Source organism: Paraliomyxa miuraensis (assembly GCF_026337845.1).
Taxonomy (GTDB): Bacteria; Myxococcota_A; Polyangia; order Nannocystales; family Nannocystaceae; genus Paraliomyxa; species Paraliomyxa miuraensis.
Genome location: NZ_JAOVZF010000161.1, coordinates 365,133 through 383,754 on the forward strand (window position 1 = coordinate 365,133; position 18,622 = coordinate 383,754).

General features: G+C 71.4%; 12 protein-coding genes. 6 read left to right on the forward strand and 6 right to left on the reverse strand.

Annotated elements, in window-relative coordinates:
* The first annotated feature begins 458 nt into the window (after window positions 1-458).
* The 5 genes from lysA (at window position 459) to OEB96_RS36985 (ending at window position 8,793) form a co-directional block, all read left to right on the forward strand.
* Window positions 459-1,823 (forward strand): diaminopimelate decarboxylase, encoded by a 1,365-nt coding sequence (lysA, locus tag OEB96_RS36965; RefSeq protein ID WP_266221592.1) that lies wholly within the window; start codon window positions 459-461, stop codon window positions 1,821-1,823.
* 52 nt (window positions 1,824-1,875) lie between these two features.
* The gene (locus tag OEB96_RS36970) at window positions 1,876-3,384 is read left to right on the forward strand and encodes a S1C family serine protease (RefSeq protein ID WP_266221593.1); all 1,509 of its coding nucleotides are present in this window, start codon (window positions 1,876-1,878) and stop codon (window positions 3,382-3,384) included.
* 311 nt (window positions 3,385-3,695) lie between these two features.
* Window positions 3,696-4,634, forward strand: coding sequence for a thioredoxin-disulfide reductase (trxB, locus tag OEB96_RS36975; protein WP_266221594.1), 939 nt, complete (start codon window positions 3,696-3,698; stop codon window positions 4,632-4,634).
* Window positions 4,635-4,811: 177 nt separating this feature from the next.
* The gene (gene ribA / locus OEB96_RS36980; protein WP_266221595.1) at window positions 4,812-5,462 is read left to right on the forward strand and encodes a GTP cyclohydrolase II; all 651 of its coding nucleotides are present in this window, start codon (window positions 4,812-4,814) and stop codon (window positions 5,460-5,462) included.
* Window positions 5,463-5,631: 169 nt separating this feature from the next.
* Window positions 5,632-8,793, forward strand: coding sequence for a serine/threonine-protein kinase (locus OEB96_RS36985; RefSeq protein WP_266221596.1), 3,162 nt, complete (start codon window positions 5,632-5,634; stop codon window positions 8,791-8,793).
* Between the two features lies 1 nt (window position 8,794).
* Here OEB96_RS36985 and OEB96_RS36990 read toward each other — a convergent pair whose 3' ends face one another.
* Together OEB96_RS36990 and OEB96_RS46735 are read right to left on the reverse strand one after the other, a co-directional pair.
* Window positions 8,795-10,084 carry a DEAD/DEAH box helicase gene (locus OEB96_RS36990; RefSeq protein ID WP_266221597.1) on the reverse strand — a complete coding sequence of 430 codons (1,290 nt, stop codon included), beginning with the start codon at window positions 10,082-10,084 and terminating at the stop codon, window positions 8,795-8,797.
* Between the two features lie 39 nt (window positions 10,085-10,123).
* Window positions 10,124-10,630 (reverse strand): RNA recognition motif domain-containing protein, encoded by a 507-nt coding sequence (locus OEB96_RS46735; RefSeq protein WP_266221598.1) that lies wholly within the window; start codon window positions 10,628-10,630, stop codon window positions 10,124-10,126.
* 439 nt (window positions 10,631-11,069) lie between these two features.
* On the opposite strand from OEB96_RS46735, the gene OEB96_RS37000 reads away from it, so the two are divergent.
* Complete coding sequence (locus OEB96_RS37000) at window positions 11,070-11,996, forward strand: hypothetical protein (RefSeq protein ID WP_266221599.1); 927 nt, start codon at window positions 11,070-11,072, stop codon at window positions 11,994-11,996.
* Between the two features lie 8 nt (window positions 11,997-12,004).
* Here the strand turns inward: OEB96_RS37000 and purE are convergent, their stop codons facing one another.
* From purE to OEB96_RS37020, 4 genes are all read right to left on the reverse strand, one after another.
* Window positions 12,005-12,577, reverse strand: a complete 573-nt coding sequence (gene purE, locus OEB96_RS37005; protein WP_323137471.1) for a 5-(carboxyamino)imidazole ribonucleotide mutase — start codon at window positions 12,575-12,577, stop codon at window positions 12,005-12,007.
* 7 nt (window positions 12,578-12,584) lie between these two features.
* On the reverse strand, window positions 12,585-13,790 hold the full coding sequence (purK, locus tag OEB96_RS37010) for a 5-(carboxyamino)imidazole ribonucleotide synthase (protein ID WP_266221600.1): 1,206 nt from the start codon (window positions 13,788-13,790) through the stop codon (window positions 12,585-12,587).
* Between the two features lie 68 nt (window positions 13,791-13,858).
* Window positions 13,859-15,460: a hypothetical protein gene (locus OEB96_RS37015; RefSeq protein WP_266221601.1), complete on the reverse strand. Its 1,602-nt coding sequence runs from the start codon at window positions 15,458-15,460 to the stop codon at window positions 13,859-13,861.
* Window positions 15,457-18,534, reverse strand: coding sequence for a transglutaminase domain-containing protein (locus OEB96_RS37020; protein ID WP_266221602.1), 3,078 nt, complete (start codon window positions 18,532-18,534; stop codon window positions 15,457-15,459). Before OEB96_RS37020 ends, OEB96_RS37015 begins: the two co-directional genes overlap by 4 nt.
* Window positions 18,535-18,622 lie beyond the last annotated feature (88 nt).

The following is an 18,622-nucleotide window of genomic DNA, read 5'->3' on the forward strand; positions in this document are numbered from 1 at the left end:
CCGGTTCCGTGTTGCGAGCGACCTGCGCTCGACAGTTGTTGAACAGACTCACCAGCCGTGGCTGGACGATGCTCTTCTCTGTCAGTGCACGGCGCTTTGGTAGCCGTGCCCGTGAGGGATCATGAAAGATCCCCCCGCTTGCTCGGGGCGCCGCCCGGCGGCGCCGTGCCCGACCAGCCAAGGAAGGCCGGGCCGGGCGAGTCGGTCTGCGACGAACCGCGGCCGGGGCCGAGGTCTGCGCCCCGAGGACCACCCCATGTGGCCCGCGAGACGCCCGCCGCGGTCCGGCTAGGAGGCTCCTCCTTGGCTGCGGGTTGAACGGATCGGTGAACGCGGATGGGTTTGCTGCATAGGCGACCTCCTTGCCGGGGACCTGAGACGACGCTCTCGATCGTAGCAAATCTCGGCGCCAAAGCCTCGACGATTGACGAGGGGCCACAGGCCGTGGCAGGTCCCCGATGGTGGAGCAACTGCCCGATCACGTCGCCGTGACCGACCGCCCCGATCGCTTCGGCCTGCGGGTGCACGACTCCGAGCTGTGGATGGACGGCGTGCCGCTGTCCCGCATCGCGGCCGAGCACGGGACGCCGACCTACGCCTATGCGGCATCGGAGATCGAGGCGCGCTTCGACGCGCTGGCCCAGGCGGTAGGACAACACCCCACCACCCTCTGCTACGCGGTCAAGGCCAACGGGGCGCTGGCGGTGCTGCGCCTGCTCGCCAGGCGAGGAGCCGGCGCCGACATCGTCTCGGGCGGCGAGCTCACCCGAGCCCTGCGAGCCGGCATCCCCGCGGACAAGATCGTCTTCTCCGGAGTCGGCAAGTCCAACGCCGAGCTCGACGCCGCCATCACGGCCGGGCTGCGCTCGATCAACCTCGAGTCGGTCGAGGAGCTCGAGCAGGTCTCGGCCCGCGCTCGAGCCCTGGGGCGCCAGGCCACCGTGTCGCTGCGGGTCAACCCCGACATCGATCCGGAGACCCATCCCTACCTGGCCACCGGCCTGCAGCAAGCCAAGTTCGGGATCGCGATGGCCGACGCACCGACGGTGGCGCGACGTGCCCATGCCGATCCCCACGTGACCCTGCGTGGGATCGGCTGTCACATCGGCTCGCAGATCACCTCGGCACGCCCCTTCGTCGACAGCATCAAGCGCCTGCGGGGCCTGTGGGAAGGGCTCGCGGCCGAGGGCGTCGAGCTGCCCCAGCTCGATCTGGGCGGGGGCATGGGCATCCCCTATCGGGCCGAGGATCCCGACCTCGACGTTCGCGCGTGGGGCCGTGCCGTCGACGAAGCCACGGCGGGACTGCCCGTGGAGCTGGTGCTCGAGCCGGGGCGCTTCTTGGTGGGGAACGCGGGCGTGCTGCTCACGCGCGTGCTGGGCCGCAAGCAAGGAGAGGCCCAGACCGACGGGCCTGGAGACGCTCGACGAGGCCCTCCCAAGAAGCGCTTCGTGATCGTCGACGCGGCCATGAACGATCTGGTCCGGCCCGCCCTCTACGAGGCCTACCACATCATCACTCCGGTGAGCGTTCCCGAGCGCGACGCGGCCACCGAGGAGGTCGACGTGGTGGGCCCGGTGTGCGAGTCGGGCGATTTCCTGGCGCTGGCACGCACGATGCCGATCACCGAGCCGGGCCAGGTGCTCGCGGTGCTGAGCGCGGGGGCCTACGGCATGAGCATGGCCAGCAACTACAATACGAGGCCCCTCCCGGCCGAGGTGCTCGTTGCCGGCGAGCACGTGGACGTGCTCCGCCCCCGGCAGACGGTGGATGAGCTGCTCGCGGCCGAGCGCATGCCAGCCTGGCTGGCAGACCGATCGTAGGCTCACACCCGGGGCCGGGAATGGCCTCCCGGGGCCTGGAGTTTGGGGGCCCATGCTTCGCCGGCCCCGGTCCGTCCACCGCCTTCCTGCCCCACTGACGGCTGCGGCCCGCCTGGGGCTGGGCTTGGGACTGGGCCTGGTCACCACCGCGACGGGCTGTAGTGGCGACGCCGAGGCCGCGGCAGCGGCAGAGATCGCCGAGGCCTCCGCCGCCGCCTCCGCACTCGCCACCGCCCTCGATCCCGCCCGCTACGATCCCCGGGAGAGCCTGGCCCCCATGATCAAGGCCGTGGGTCCCGCGGTGGTGGCCGTCGACGCCCGTGGATCTGGAGGCGGGGGAGACCAAGGCCAAGGAGGCCAAGGAGGCCAAGGAAGATGGTTCGGCGGTGGCAACGAGCAGACGATCCGCGGCATGGGCAGCGGCTTCGTGGTCGAGGCCGATGGCCTGGTGGTCACCAACCACCACGTGATCGACGGCGCCCGCACGATCGAGGTGCGTCTCTCGGACGGGCGCAAGTTCCCGGCTCGGGTGGTGGGCAGCGATCCCGCCACCGATCTCGCCCTCTTGCGCCTGCACGAGGCCAATGACCTCCCCGTGGTCACCCTGGGCAGCAGCGCCACCCTCGAGGTGGGCGACTGGGTGGTCGCGATGGGCAACCCCATGGGGCTGGATCACTCGGCCACGGTGGGGATCGTCTCTGGCAAGGGTCGCGGCAGCCTGGGCCTGTATCGCGACAGCTACATCGACTTCTTGCAGACCGATGCCGACATCGCCCCCGGCAGTAGCGGTGGTCCGCTGTTCAACCTGCGTGGCGAGGTGATCGGCATCAACACCGCGGTGGGGGCCGACCTTCGACCGGGCTTTGCGATCCCCATCGATCAGGCCAAGCGCATCGTCGAGCAGCTGCGCGATCGCGGCGAGGTGGTGCGGGGATGGCTGGGTGCGGGCAACCAGCCCGGAGCACGCGGCGCCACGATCGGCAGCGTCTACGAGGGCACGCCCGCCGAGCGAGCCGGCCTGCGCCCGGGCGACGTGATCGAGACCCTCGACGGCGAGTCGGTCCCCGACTTCGAGAGCCTGCGCGCGCGCGTGGGCAGCAAGAGCCCCGGCGACGAGGTCGAGCTCCGCGTGCGTCGCGGCGACGACATGATCGAGCTGCGGGCCACGCTGGGCGCCAAGCCCGAGGCCTCGTCGCTCGAGGCGCTGCGTCCCTCTCGTGGTGCCCCTCACGATGACGACGAGCGCTGGTACTCCTCGCCGTTCGGCTCGCTCCCGTTTGGGCGTCACGCGCCCTCGCCCTCGCCCTCGCCTTCGCCCGAGGACGCACGCCTCGGTGCGAGCGTGCGCTCCAGCGATGCCGGCCTCGAGGTGGTCGAGGTCCACGAGGGATCGCTCGCGCAGCAGCTGGGTCTGCGCCCGGGCGATCGCCTGCGCGAGCTCGACGGCCAAGTGCTCGAGCGCCCCTCCGATGTCACGAGCGCGCTCGCCAGAGCCGGCTCGCACATCGAGGCTCGCTTCGAGCGCGAGGGCGCCGTGCACGTGGTCACCTTGGACCGCTGAGGCGTCCCGAGACGGGAACCTTTGGGCACCGGGTCGCGTATCCATCCGAGCTTTCTCGCGATCGGGTTCGTCGCGACCGTCCTGGCGACGATTCCCCTGCGCCCCACCGCTCGCACGGGGTGGCCCTTCCGGAAGACCGTCTTCCCTTCCTCCTCCGGCAGGCGCGCCCCGTGCGGCGGTGGACCGCGCAGGAGCGCCGAGCGCAGCGATGCGCCCCGTGCTGCATCGTCCGAAGATCGTATGGGATCGTGTGGAATCGTCCGGCACGCCTTGGGCGCCCGAGGGCCTTTGCTATGCTCCCCGGCCCTGACATGAGCGAAGCGACCAAGCACTCCAAGGTCCTCATCCTCGGCGCGGGCCCGGCCGGCTACACCGCCGCTCTCTACGCCGCACGAGCCGAGCTCTCGCCGGTCGTGCTCGCCGGCCCGGAGCCCGGCGGACAGCTCACCACCACGACCGACGTGGAGAACTACCCCGGCTACCCCAAGGGGATCAGCGGTCCGGAGATGATGGAGGAGTTCCGCGAGCAGGCCGAGCGCTTCGGCACCGAGGTCATCTACGACCTGGCCACCACGGTCGACCTGGCCAAGCGTCCGTTCGAGGTGCAGGGCGACAGCGGCACCTACACCGCCGACGCGCTCATCATCGCCACCGGGGCCTCGGCCAAGTACCTGGGCCTGCCCAGCGAGCAGCGCCTGCGCAACCATGGCGTGACCGCCTGTGCCACCTGTGACGGTGCGTTCTACCGCGGCCAGGACGTCGCGGTGATCGGCGGAGGCGACACCGCGATGGAAGAGGCGCTGTTCCTCACCCGCATGTGCCGCTCGGTGCACATCGTGCACCGTCGCGAGGAGTTCCGGGCCAGCAAGGTGATGCAGAAGCGCGCCCTCGAGCACGAGAAGATCACCGTGCACTGGAACCGCGAGGTGCAAGAAGTGCTCGGCGAGGATGGCGTGACCGGCCTGCGGCTGCGCGACACCGTCAGCGGGGCCGCCGAGGTGCTCGAGGTCACGGGTATGTTCCTGGCCATCGGTCACGTGCCGAACTCCAAGCCCTTCGCGGGCACGCTGGAGATGGACGACCAGGGCTACATCAAGGTCGCTCGTCCCGGCAGCAGCTACACCTCGGTGGAGGGCGTGTTCGTGTGCGGCGACGTGGCCGACAAGGTCTATCGCCAGGCGATCACTGCGGCCGGTACCGGGTGCATGGCCGCCATCGACGCGGAGCGCTGGCTGGCCGAGCACGGGTAGTCTCGCCCGCGCCCGAAGGACGCCACCGCAACGGTCCCCGTTACCTCGACCAACGGCCACGCGCAGCGAGGTGACGCGGGGGATTGCGCCCGAGCGAAGATCGGCTATCAAGCCTCTCGGACGCGGGCACGAGCCCGCAGAGCGCCCACCGACGACGGCCTTCGCGAAACCGAGCTCATGCGCATCCCACCGTTCAACGCCGCCGCGCTCATGGTCGTGCCGCCCCGGCTCCCGGTGGTGTCCGCGATCGCCCGTGCCAAGCTCCCCACCAAGCACGGCGACTTCGACATCCACGCGTTCGAGACCGCGGACGGGCGTCGCCTCGACGACGTGGCCCTGGTGCGCGGTGACGTGCATGGTCGGGCCGCGGTGCCGGTGCGCATGCACTCCGAGTGCCTCACGGGCGACGTGCTCGGCTCCAACCGCTGCGATTGCGGCGAGCAGCTGCACGAAGCGCTGCATCGCCTGTCCCACGCCGAGCGCGGCATCCTGCTCTACCTGAGGCAAGAGGGTCGCGGCATCGGGATCGCCAACAAGGTTCGCGCCTACGCGCTGCAGGACGAAGGCCTCGACACGGTCGACGCCAATCGCCACCTCGGCTTCGACGACGATCTGCGGCGCTACGACATTGCGGCGGCCATGATCGCGGCGCTCGAGGTGGAGTCGATCGAGCTGCACACCAACAACCCCAAGAAGGTCGACGGGCTACGCGAGGCCGGCATCGAGATCGTGCGACGGGTGCCGCTGCAGATCGCTCCGCGCGAGCACAACCGCTTCTACCTGGCGACCAAGCGCAACCGCTCGGGCCACCTGCTCGATCTCGACTGACTGCGACCGATTCTCGTTGGGGGCGCGGCGTCTGCGAACCCGACGCGTCCCCGATCCGGACGGCTTTGCTCTCGCCGTCGGCGCGGATTCGCTCGTTGACGCAGGAAACCCTCGCGTCGTGGCCCAATGGGCTCGACAACGCCGGTGACCTCGCCCGATCCTGATCGCGATGACGGTGGGAGCGGTGGATGCAGCGTCGAGCCGCCCAACGGTGGATGTGACCGTCGAGCCCCAGCGGCAGCAGCTCACCCGTACGCGCCCGGTGGGTACCCGCGGGGCTGCGTCGGAGGATCCCCGCCGAGTCGGGCGCTTCGCGATCACGCGACGTCTGGGCACGGGGGGCATGAGCGTGGTCTACGAGGCGCTCGACGAGCGCGTCGATCGACCGGTGGCGCTCAAGCTGATGCTCGAGCATCGCTCGGACTCCGCACGACTACGACGAGAGGCCCAGGCGCTCGCTCGACTCAGCCACCCCAACGTGGTCGAGGTGTTCGAGGTCGGCGAGCACGACGGCAAGGCCTATGTGGCCATGGAGCTGGTCGACGGACCATCGCTCGACCGCTGGCTCCGGCTGCGCCGCCGCTCGACCGCAGAGATCGTGGAGGTGTTCATCCAGGCCGGACAAGGGCTGGCCGCGGCTCACGCCCAGGGCCTGGTCCACCGCGACTTCAAGCCCGGCAACGTGCTCCTGGGCGCCGACGGACGTGCGCGCGTGGTCGACTTCGGGCTCGTGCGCGAGGCCGGGCCCGACGACTCGAGCTTCCCTGGTCTGGCGGAGGCCGACCATCCGAGCTCCGCGTCGGGAGCCTCCGGCCCGCTGCCGCTCCCGCCGGGATGGGAGCAATCGCTGACCAAGACGGGGGTCATGGTGGGCACGCCGGCCTATATGTCACCCGAGCAGCTCAGCGGACTGCCCGCAGGCCCCGCCAGCGATCAATTCGGCTTTTGCACCGCGCTCTACGAGGCGCTCCATGGTCAGCACCCGTTCGTGGCGGGCAACGACTGGTCACAGCTCCCCTACAACGTGCTCGACGGCAAGCTGCAGCGCCCCCAGGGGCGCCACCGCGTTCCCCATGCGCTGTTCGAGGTCATCGCTCGAGGGCTGGCGACCAGGCCCGAGGCGCGCTGGCCTTCGATGCCCGTGCTGCTGCAGGAGCTGCGGCGTCGTCTCGACCGACAAGGGCTGCGGCCGGGGCCCATGGCCGCGGCGGCCGCTGCCTTGGCAGTGGCGCTGTGGGGCCTGCACTCGTCGAGCGCCACCCCTTCGGTCGACCGCTGCGAGGAGGCCGCGCAGACGATGCACGCGGCCTGGAACCCCGAGGTGCGCGACGAGCTGCAGCAGGCGTGGTTCGAGTCCGGGCGGGCCGACGCCGTGGACACGTGGGCCCGCGTCGAGCCACGGCTCGTCGCTTACGCCGACGACTGGTGGAGCCTCCACCACGAGGCGTGCAGCGGGCCCGCGCCAGCACCCAGCGCCGCGCTGTGCCTGGGCCGAGTGGCCGACGGGCTCGCGACGCACCTGCGGGTGATGGCCTCGCCCAACGACACTCTGCTCGACAACGCCGTGCAGATGGTGGCGCGGCTGCCCGGGATCGAGCGCTGCGCCGACGAGCCCGATGAGCCCGCAGTGGGGCTCGAGGGCCGCTGGCAGGCCGAGCTCGACCGCATCGATGCGCTGTACAACGCGGGGCAGTACCCCGAGGGCCTCGCGGAGCTGGAGGCCCTGATGTCCCGATCGCAGCTCGAGGCCAGCCCGCGGCTGACGGTGGAGCTCGAGCTGCGGCAGGGTCGTCTGCTGACCGTGACCAGCCACAACGGCGATCTGGCGGCCAGCGCGCTCGAGAACGCCTACCTCGGGGCAAAGCCGCTGGGCCTCGATCGACTGGCCGCCGAGGCGGCGATCGAGCTGGTGCGATTGTTCGGGGAGTACCAACATCGGCCAAACGAAGCGGTGCGATGGGCCGGGCATGCCCGCGCCGCCGCCGAGCAGCTCGACGATCCGCTGCTGACCAGCGAGTACCTCAACGCGAACGGCCGAGCGATGCGTGGCCGTGGCGAGCTGTCGGCCGCGCTCGAGCAACACCAGCGCGCGCTGGAGATCCAGCAGCAGCTGCTGCCCGCCGACAGCACCGAGCTGGCCATCTCCCACTTCCAGCTGGGCAGCACCATGGGAATGCTGGGTCAGGGGACCGAGGGTCGCGCGCACCTGGAAGAGGCGCTTCGGATCCAGCAACGGGCTCTGGGACCCAAGCATCCACGCGTGGGGGCCACCCTCACCAACCTCGCGGTCTTCCTGACGCAGGAAGGCCACTATGGCGAAGCGCTGGAGAGCTATCGACAGGCGATCGAGATCGTGGAGGAGGCCTATCCCGAGATCTCGACGGCGCCCACGATCCCACTGCTGAATTCGAGCCGCATCCTCGTCCACGAGGGCCGCTTCGACGAGGCAGCGCAGGCGTTGCGGCGGTATCTCGACGGCTATCAGCGATCGACGGAGGCCGACGAGGTCGATCCCGTGCTGGTCGCGAGCACCAGCTGCGAGATCTCGCTCTACGAGGGCAGGCTCGAGCAGGCGCTGGCTCAGTGCGAGCAGGCCAGGCACCTCCACGAGGCCGACCTGCACCGAGAGATCCTCACCAACTCGGCCGACATCTACCGGACGCTCGGCACGGTGCTGGCCGAGCTGGGCCGGTCGGAAGCGGCAGAAGCCGCGCTGCGCCAGGCCGTGGGGGCGGCGCAGGAGATCAAGCGCTCGGCCTCGACCCCCAGCATCTTCCACGACGTGGTGCAGGGAGATGCGGCCCGAAGCCTGGCCAAGCTGCTCCTGGCCACGGGCCGAGTCGAAGAAGCCCGGAGCATGCTCGAGCAGGCGCGCGCGGCCTACGACGGCACCATGTGCAAGAAGCACCCGTTGTTGCTGGAAGTCGACGTGGGCATGGGTGAGGCGCTGCTCCGGCTCGGTGAGGTGGAGCAAGCCCGGGACCGGCTCTCGAAGACCGCACGGGAGCTCGAGACGCACACGGATCTCGTGGGGATCTCGTTGGTCGATGCACTGTCGCTCCTGGCGCTGGCCGAGCGCGCGGCCGGGGAGCACGTTGGTGCACGCGAGCACGCCAGGCGGGCGGTCGCGCTGGCGGATCGGCTGCCGCGGAGCATGGCCGTGCACGCGGCGCGAGCTCGCTTCGCGCTTGCTCGCAGCCTCGAGGGGTCACCGCAGGATCGCGACGAAGCGCTCGCGCTGGCGCGTCAGGCCCAGGAGGGCCTGCGCACCGCACGAACGCGAGCCGAGCACGACGAGGTGTCGGCCTGGCTCGAGGAGCACGGCGGCTGAGTCAGGAGGGGCTTCGCCGTCCCCCGCGTCGTCGACCGCGTCCGGGCCTCCCACTTCCTCGGCGTGCGGGCCCGGCCGGAGCACGGCCACCGCCCGCGCGAGGCCTGGGAGCGACCGCCGGCGCCGGCGGCTGCCCGCTGGGAGGATAGGCGTGATCGTCGACCGCCTCGATCCGACGACCGATGAGCGACTCGATGTCGCGCAGGTAGTCGCGCTCCTCGTGATCGCACATCGAGAGCGCGACTCCGGTGGCCCCCGCCCGTCCCGTGCGGCCGATCCGGTGCACGTAGGTCTCGGGCTCGTTGGGAAGGTCGAAGTTGATCACGTGAGTGATCCCGTCGACGTCGAGGCCGCGCGCCGCGAGATCGGTGGCCACCAGCACGGCCAGCTCACCGCGCCGAAACCCCTCGAGCGCGCGCGTGCGAGCCCCCTGACTCTTGTTGCCATGGATGGCCGAGGCCCGGATCCCGTGGTCGTCGAGCAGCTTCGCGATGCGGTTGGCCCCGTGCTTGGTGCGGCTGAACACCAGCGTGCGGCGCTTGGCCACGTCGCCCAGCAGGTCGAGCAGCAACCGGCGCTTGTTGACCTTGTCGACGAAGTACACCTGCTGCTCGACGCTCTCCACCGGGCTCGAGATCCGGGCGGTGGCCACCGAGACGGGGTCGCGCAGGAGCCCCTGGGCCAAGCGGCGGATCTCCTCGGGCATGGTAGCGGAGAACAGCAGGGTCTGCTGCCTCCTTGGCAGGGCCTGCACCACTCGACGCACGTCGGGGAGGAACCCCATGTCGAGCATGCGGTCGGCCTCGTCGAGCACGAGCACCTCCACGCGGTCGAGGTTGACCTGCTTGCGACCGAGCAGGTCGAGCAAGCGGCCAGGGGTGGCCACCAGCACGTCGATGCCCCGGCGCAGCTCCTGGATCTGTGGACCCTCGGACACGCCGCCGAAGATCACGGTGTGCCAAAGCTCGAGGTGGCGGCCGTAGGTGGACAAGCTCTCGCCGATCTGGGCGGCCAGCTCACGGGTGGGGGTGAGCACCAAGGCGCGGACGCAGGGATCGTCGCCCACGCGAGCGTCGAGCAGCTGCAAGAGGGGCAGCGCGAACGCGGCCGTCTTGCCGGTTCCGGTCTGGGCGCAGCCGAGCAGGTCACGACCGGCCAGCACGGGCGGGATGGCGTCGCGCTGGATGGGGGTGGGCTGGACGTATCCAGCCTCCCGGACGGCACGCAGGATGGATGCGGACAGGCCCAGCTCGTCGAACCCGGAGGACGACGAGCTGGATCCCTCCGCCATGAACGATGGATGGCGGGAAGGTCTCAAGGTGACCGCCAACTACCAGTCGCGACGTCGGCCGCCGCCGTTGCGCCGGCCGCCACGACCACCACCGCGGTCGTCGCCGAAGCCACCTCGACCGCCGCCACGGTCATCGTCGTAACCGCCTCGGCCGCCACCACCGCGGTCGTCGCCGAAGCCACCGCCGCCGCCGCCTCCGCGACGCGGGCGATCGCCGAAGCCACCGCCACCGCCACCGCCGCCACGCGGTCGGTCACCGAAGCCACCACCGCCACCGCCACCGCCACCGGCACGGGGTCGACGCTCTTCGGCCTCGTTCACGCGGAGCGCCCGGCCGTCGACCATGGCTCCGTTCATGCCCTCGATGGCCTTCTTGGCATCCTCGTCGGAGCCCATGGTCAGGAAGGCGAAGCCCCGGGACCGGCCGGTTTCCCGGTCGGTGATGATCTTGGCATCGGTGACCACGCCGAACTCCTCGAAGGCGGCGCGGAGGCCCTCCTCCGTGGTTTGGAAGGCCAGGTTGCCCACGAACAGTCGCTGATTCATCTGTCTTTCGTTCTCGCGATCGGCCCCCGCCGCACCGTGGTGCGTTCTTCTTCCTGCTCGAACGAAGGGGCCGTGAACCTCGCCCGGAGCCTTGCAGCACGGTCGCTGCTTCGTGATCGTCACCGGTGAGGCTGGTCTTGTTCTGTGCTGGTTCCGCGGCCAACCGATTCGCCAGAAACGGTCGCGAGTGTGCCTAGTTAACGCGACCGCTCCACCGTGTCAAACCCGCCGCGTCGTGCCCCGCGATCGCGGCCAAAGCGCGGGCCAAGCCGAGCGATTTCGACACGAACGGACGATTCGACGGCCTTCCAACGGGCCGACGGGTGCGGGCAAGCCCCCCAACCGGCCAGCCGACGAATGTGCGTTCATGCCGCCCCAACTGTTCATACCGCCCCCTCGTGCCGCCCCCCAACCGTGCAACCCTTGGGCGAGGATCAGCGTGACCCCACCCTCCGATCGCGAGAGTCCCGCACGGCCTCGTCCCTCCCCAGCCCTGGTCCGAGCGCTGGGCCTGGTCTGCCTGGCGTTCGCGGGGGTGGGGCTGCTGGTGGCGCTCGCGGGCTCGACCGCCGTGTTCGCGCCCTGGCGTCACGCGGCCGCCGAGGCGCTGCTGCACGAGCCCGATCTTCCCGCCCGGCTCGAGCCCTTCGTCGCCCTCACCCTGGCCATTCTCGGCGGATCGATCGTGGGCAAGTGGACCGCCGCCGCGTGGCTGGTGTGGCGACCGCTGGCCGACGGGCGACGCTGGGCCTGGCGGGCGCTGGTGGTGGGATTGCTCGCATGGTTCGGGCTCGACTCGAGCCTCTCGCTCGCCCTGGGGGCACGCTTCAACGTGTGGATGATCAACCTGGCGCCGTTGATCGTGTTCGGAGGTCTGCTCGTCCCCGCCCGCGCCGCGACCCGCCCCGATCCGGAGGCCGCCGTGACGCCCATTCGGGCCTTCGCCGCGCTACGCTGGGTGTGCCTGGGCTTCGCTGGCTTCGGCGTGGTGGTGGCGGTGTCGAGCCACACGTGGTTGTTCGGGTTCTATCAGCGGGCAATCGCCGACGCGTGGTTCCACGGCACCCTCGAGGAGCACGCGTGGATCTGGTTGCGCTTCTCCTATGCGCTCATCGGCGCCACGTTCCTCGCCCACTTCCTCATGCTCGCGCTCGCGCTGCGCCATGCGGCCGGGCAACGCTGGGTGCTGCACGCGGTGATGAGCTCGATGCTGGGGTGGTTCCTGGTCGACGCCACCCTCAGCGCCGCGCACGGGGCGTGGTTCAACGTGTGGATGATCGACGTGCCCTCGCTGCTCGCCGTGGCGCTGCCGTGGCTGCTGGCCCGCCGGGCGCTGCCGTCGTCGGAGGCATCCGCTCGCTCGTAGCCGGGGCGCTACGACGATGCGGGCCCGCGCGCGTGCTCGGCGGCCACCTTGGCGTCGATGCCAGCGACGCGCTCGGCCTCGTTGCGCTGGTAGTCGAGCACCGCCTGGCGCAGCCGCGGGTGACGCCCTCCGAGGATCCGCAGCGCCAGGTGGCCCGCGTTGGCGGCCTGCCCCACGGCCACGGTGGCCACCGGAGTGCCGCGAGGCATCTGCACGATCGACAGCAACGAGTCGAGGCCGTCGAGGTACCGCAGGGGAACCGGGACCCCGATCACGGGAAGGGGCGTCAGCGCGGCCAGCATGCCGGGCAAGTGCGCGGCCCCTCCCGCGCCCGCGATGATCACCTCGACGCCCCGCTCGTGGGCCGAGCGCCCGTAGGCGACCATGGCCTCGGGCGTGCGATGGGCCGAGAGGATGCGAACCTCCAGCGAAACCTCGTGGGCCCGCAGCACGTCGATCGCGGCCTGCATCACGGGCAGATCGGAGTCGCTGCCCATGCAGATGCCCACCATGATCGGGTTCGGGACCGCGCCTGGAATCGGGCCCTGGGTCGGGCCTGCCTCGTCGTCGAGCTCGCTCATGGTCGTTTCACAGCTCCAGCAGTGCGGCCGCCCGCTCGGCCCGCTCGCGCGCCTGCTCGGTCGACTCGCCCAGCGCGGTCACGTGCCCCATCTTGCGGCCCGGGAGGACCACGCGCTTGCCGTACACGTGCACGGCCACGTCGCCCAGGGCCAGCGCCGCGGGGAGCGAGCGGGCCGAGGCCTCGCCCTTGCGATGGCCGAGCACGTTGACCATCACCGCCGCCGGACGCCGCATCGAGGCGCTGCCGAGCGGCCAGTCGAGCACGGCGCGGAGGTGGTTCTCGAACTGCGAGGTCGTGCACGCCTCGATGGTGTAGTGCCCGGTGTTGTGCGGCCGTGGGGCGAGCTCGTTGAGCAGCAGCCGTCCGTCGGCCAGCTCGAACATCTCCACCCCCACCACGCCCACGCAGCCGTAGGCCACCGCCACGCGCCGGGCCAGCGCGGTGGCCTCGCGCGCCACCGCGGGCTCGATGCGGGCCGGCACCTCGACCGCCGCGCACCGATGATCGCGCTGCACGGTATGCGCCACCGGATAGGCGACGTCCTCGCCGTTCGGGCGGCGAGCCACCATCACCGCCAGCTCGCGCACGAACGGCACCCACGCCTCCACCAGCACCCGACCATCGCCTCCCGGCCCCCCGCCCAGGCGCTCGTAGGCCGCGAGCAGCTCGGCGTCGTCGTGGGCGGTGGCGTTGCCATAGCCGTCGTAGGAGTGCCGCGGGCGCTTGACCACCAGCGGCTGGCCCAGCTCGCGGGCCGCCGCACGCAGCTCGTCCACGCTGGCGCAGGCGCGAAACGGGCCCACGGGCAGCCCGTGCTCCACCGCATGGTGCTTTTGCGTGATCTTGTCGCCCACCCAGCGCATCGTCTGGATCGAGGGCCAGAGCGGCACGTGCGAGGGCAGCACCTCGACCAGCGTGCGCAGGTCGAACCACTCGTTCTCGAGCGTCACCGCGCTGCAACCATCCACGAAGCGACGCAAGGACTCGGCGTCGTCCAGCGCCGCCACGAAGCCCTCGCCCAGGCCCTCGGTGGGCCCGGCGGGCTGATCGCGATAGAAGCGAACCCGAAGACCCAGGCGCAGCGCTGCGGCGCCGAGCATGCGTCCGAGCTGCCCGCCGCCGAGGATCCCCACGGTGGGAAACCCCGTCGCTGCGGGCCGTGCGGCGGCTCCCGATCGGCCGTCGTCCGAGCTCGAAGGATCGTCGCTCATGAAGGCTCGGGCCCATGCTTAGGGCGCCCACTGCACGGCGTCAAGCCCCGTGGCAGCCCCCTGGCGCCCTACGCTCGGGAATCACGAACCACCCACCGCTGGCGCGCGCTGCGGGGAGGCAAGGCGCGGCCATCGAGGACGGCCAGCCACGCCGGATAGACCCACGCCGGATCGCGGGCTACCGCGTGGACGCAAGCCCGTACCGTGGGATTGTTGCGAGGCAGCAGCAGCCGCGGAGGCGAGTCGGCCGAGCGCCGGGGCTCGCCGCGCCCCTCGCAAAGGTGCACCTCGGACACCACGCGAGGGCTGCCGAGTGCATGGCTGCGCAGCGCGTGCAGGAAGTGGCGCTCCTCGGGGGTGAGCCGCTCTTCCGGCAGCGGCGGCTGCCGCAGGGGGTGCCGGATGAGATCGGCCGCCCGCGCGCCGCCGCGTAGCGCCCCGTACACCATGCGACGCCAGGCCGCGAGCAAGCCATGGGCACCGTCACGCAGCTCGGGAGGTCGAAAGCGCAGCCCGAACAGCTCCGAGAGCAACGAGCGCTCGGTCTCGTCGGCGATCAACACCAGGCCCTCGCCCAGCGCATGGCGATCGGGCCGCTGGTCGGGGTAGAGCGCCGTCAGCATGCGGTCCGGCCCGCTGCGCAGCATCTCTTCCCGCAGGGTCATCAGATCGACCGTACGCTCGCCGGTGGTGTCGATCGCCCGAAACACGGGCACCTTCACCATCGACGGCATCAGCACGCGGCGACGCATGGCCAGCAGCACCAGCCGCGCCAGCCGGCGGCGCGCGGGCTCGGGGTAGCCGGCCACGTCGCGCGCCACGTGGAGCAGCGAGCCCATCGCCTGCCGCACCAGCCCCTCCACGTGGGGCTGCATGATCTCGCGTAGCCGCGCCGCCGACAGCTCGGTGGTGGCGGGGTCGCCCAGCTCGACCGCCGCCTCGAAGCACGGGGCCTCGGGCACGGCCACGTGGCCCGTCACCAGGCCGTGCTCGAGCAGCCACGCGTGCGCCGTGTCGCCCTCGAGGGGGATCGCCACCCGGCCGCGCAGCGGCTCCTCGAGCGGATGGGCGCCAAACGTGCCCAAGAAGCCCACGTTGACGGCCCGCCCGTCCACCAGCACCTGGGCGGGCGCAAAGCGAGCCGCGCCGCCGAGCCACTCGGCGGCACGACGCCGATCGAGCTCGGGGTGCTGCACCACCACCACCGTCGAGTCGCTCTCGGGCGTGGCATCGATGGTCATCCATGGCGTCCGCCCGCGCTGGAACGCAAGGCACACCACGCGACCGCCACGGGCCGAGCGGATCTGAAGGGTGGTGGGATCGAGCCCGGCGAGCATCATCAGCACCAGCTCGCCCGTGGCCTCGAGCGCGGTGAGGGCCGAGTGGCGCTCTTCGTTGGTCCGCCGTCGGTCCAGCAGTGCTCCGGTCCACTCGAGGTGAGTCTCGGGAATGCCCCGTCCGTTGTCGCGAACCTCCGCGCGGTGCCGGCCCAGATCCACCTCGACCTGCGTGGCCCCGTCCCGCAGGGCGCGGCGCACCAGCTCGCTGGGGAGCTGCCACGGCCCCTGCAGCTGCGCCAGCGACAGCTTGCGCAGCTCGGAGGCCACGTCGATCGTCAGCAGGCCGCCCACGTCGATGAGCGCGGAGATCTCGGAATTCGCTTCGCTCATGAGCCTCCCCCGGGGGGCACGGGGAACGACTCGAGCAAGGCCGCGCGAGCGCCTTCGGACAGCAGCGCCGCACGGCGGTCCTCGGGCAGATCGAGCTGGTCGGCCACGTGATCGAGCACGGCAAAGACCGCGGTCCGAGGCGCGTGCGCGTGGCGAGCCTCGGCCTCCAGCAGCCACGAGCACGTGGCATCGATCAGCACCACTCGCGAGCCATGCACGCCGGGCATCCGCACGCGCAGGGTGTCGAGGTCGAGGGCCGCGATCCGGCCGCTGACCTCGGTCGCCGCTCGCAGCGACCAGCCCTCGCGTCGCCGCCGTAGGGTACGGTTGACCTCGTCGAGCAGCGGCGTGGTCTTGGAGCCGCCAAGCCGCGCGTCCCAGCGATCGAGGTCGATGGCGCCCAGGGCATCGGCCACCGTCTGCCCTTCGGGGCTCTGGGTGTCGAGCACGACCGAGCCCGCCCGACTCGCACGCATGGCCAGGGCCGATCGCTCGTGCGTGCGATAGAGGCGCCCCTTGGCGGCCAGCTCGCGCGCACGCTGCAGCGAGATCGCGGAGTCGCTCACCAGCGGCACCAGCGGGCGGTAGAGCAGCGCCGACATCGCTCCAAAGGCCCCCGGCTGCTGCAAGGCCCCCTGCAACAAGCGACTGAGATCGGCGCTGTGGTCGAGCTTGAAGGCCCGTCGCGTGCGCCCGCCGGCCAGCGTGATCGAGGCACCCACCAGCAGCACCAGCGCCAGGCCGGGCCACACCCATCCCAGGCGCTCGGCCAGCCATGTGGCCCTCCCCGATCCATCGGACGCGCTCGGGGTCGCATCGTGGGCCGGCGGGGCCACGGTGGTGGAGACGGCGGGTGGCGAGTCAGCGGGCTCGGGGCTCGGCTCCGGTGCTGGCTCACGGGGTGCCGCCGTCACCCCAACGCCCTGCGGCGGCGGCTCTCCCGGCCCCTGCGAGACGCCGGCCGTGCTCTCGCCCACGGTCACGCCCGGCGTCTGCCCCGGCGACGATGGTGGGCCCGCGGCTGCCACCTGCACCACGCTGCGCTCGCTCGCGTCGGCGATGTGCCAGATCCCACCCTCGTCGCGATACTCGACCCAGGCGTGCAGCCACGGCAGCACCTTGCCGTCGACCCCGAGGTACCCCACCGCGAGCCGAGCCGGCACGTCGGCTGCCTGCAAGAGCGCCACGAGCAGCCCGTTTTGCACGTCGCAATCGCCCTTGCCCAGCTCGAGCGTGCGCTCGATGAAGCTCTGGCCGCGAGCCATGGCCTCGTTGTGCCGCCGCGCCATCTCCTCGGAGCGGTCGTACTCGACCCGCGCCCGCACGAACGCCAGCAAGTGGCCCACCCGCTCGTTGACCGCGAGGTGGCGCAGGTTTCGGGCCTGCTGCGCGAGCGTGCTGGGCATGCGCTCGACCGTCTCGGTCTTGGGCGCGGGCTCGGGATCGACGGCCGGGGTGGTCTGGTAGCGAAGCTGGCCGGCCCCGTCCTCGCCCAGATCGATCACCGGGTGACCTTCGCTCGTGGCACCCAGCGCGACCGGGCGTCCGTCGAGCCGCAGGCTGCCGCTCACCACGCGATGCCCGGTGGGCACCGGCAGCCGCACCGCCCCACGACCGCGTATCGGCAACGACACCTCCACGCAATCGCGCGGGCACTCCGCCCCGCGGTAGTCCCCGGCCACGCGAGCCTCGACCTCGTGATCGGGTGCTCCGTCGTCGCGCAGGCGCGTGAACGCCAGCGCCGCAAAGTGCAGGCGCACCTCCTGGGGTTCGTAGTGCAGCTTCACCGGCTCGGCCGACCCCTCGGCGAGCACGTCGACCCGCGGCCCGCGATAGCGTCGACCGAGGTCCTGGTAGGTCTCGTCGGCGACCGCCCGCGATGGCGGACCCGTCACTGCGATCGGTGCTCCTGCGTCGGTCTCCGACGCTCCGTCGACCTGGACGTCGCCCCACAGCCACAGCGACAGCACCACCGCTGCGATGGCGCCCACCGCCGAGCCCACGAACGTGCGCCACGCCAGCGACTCTCGCAGCCGCGATCGCATCCGATCGTACGCGCGCCGGTACCACGGACTCGGCCGTGCGAAGGCCAACTGGTGCTCGACCAGCCGCTCGAGCTCGCGCTGGGCCAGCTTGACCAGCCGAGCCAGCGCACGACCATCCCGCGCGTCGGAGCGCGACAACATCACCTCGAGCGCGTCGCTCTCGAGCAACGCCTGCGGCGCGAGCCCGGCCGGCAGCTCGGGAAACTGCACCCGAATCCGCGCCGTGTGCCGCCCCGCGGGTGCCACCAGATCTTCGAGGCACGCCGCCGAACGCACCCGCAGGCCGCGACAGAACAGCTCCACCCGCGGCGCACGCCCCAGCCCCACCACCCCTCGCACCGAGCGGCGCCGAAACGACGCGCTCGGTGCCTCGAGCCCGAACTCGGCGTTGGCCGAGCGCCCGTTGATGGTGATCGGCAGCGGCTGCTCGGGCGCGTCGCGACGATACAGGTAGCGCGCGCTCTGCCACACCGCGTCGTAGATGCGGTGCTCGAGCCGCCCGTCACCGCGCGGTCGCTCGAGCCGGATCTCGGTGCCGGGATGCTGCGGCGGCTCCACGTGCTCGGCATGCTCGAGCGAGCCGTCGAGCCGCACGGCCCAGGGCTCACCGTGACGCGGACGCGAGCGGATGATGATCGACTTGGGATCGAACCGCAGGATCGACCAGAACCCCACCCCGAACTTGCCCGCCTGGTTCTTGCGGTCTTCCTTGCTCGAGGCGTAGAGCGCAAACAGATAGCGGCGAGCGTGCTCGAAGGTCATGCCCTCGCCGTCGTCCTGGCAGGACACCCACTCGACCACCTGCTTGCCACTGCCGTCGTCCGACCGGCTGCCGTCGGGCTCGTTGCCATCCGCCGGCCGCTCGCCCACCGTGAACGACACCGTGTTGGCGCCCGCATCGCGCGAGTTTTGGAGCAGCTCGCGCACGAAGATCCACGGGTCGGGGCCGTAGCGATCGGCCTCCAGCCTCGCCCGCTCGCGGAACGCCCGGGACTTGTCCGCGCCGGCCTGACCGGGACCTTCGGCCATGGCGGCAAGCATAGCGCGCCCACTCCCGCCGCCACCCGACATCCCGGCCTCCCACGTACGACCCCAGGGAACCGTTCCATTGTACGGT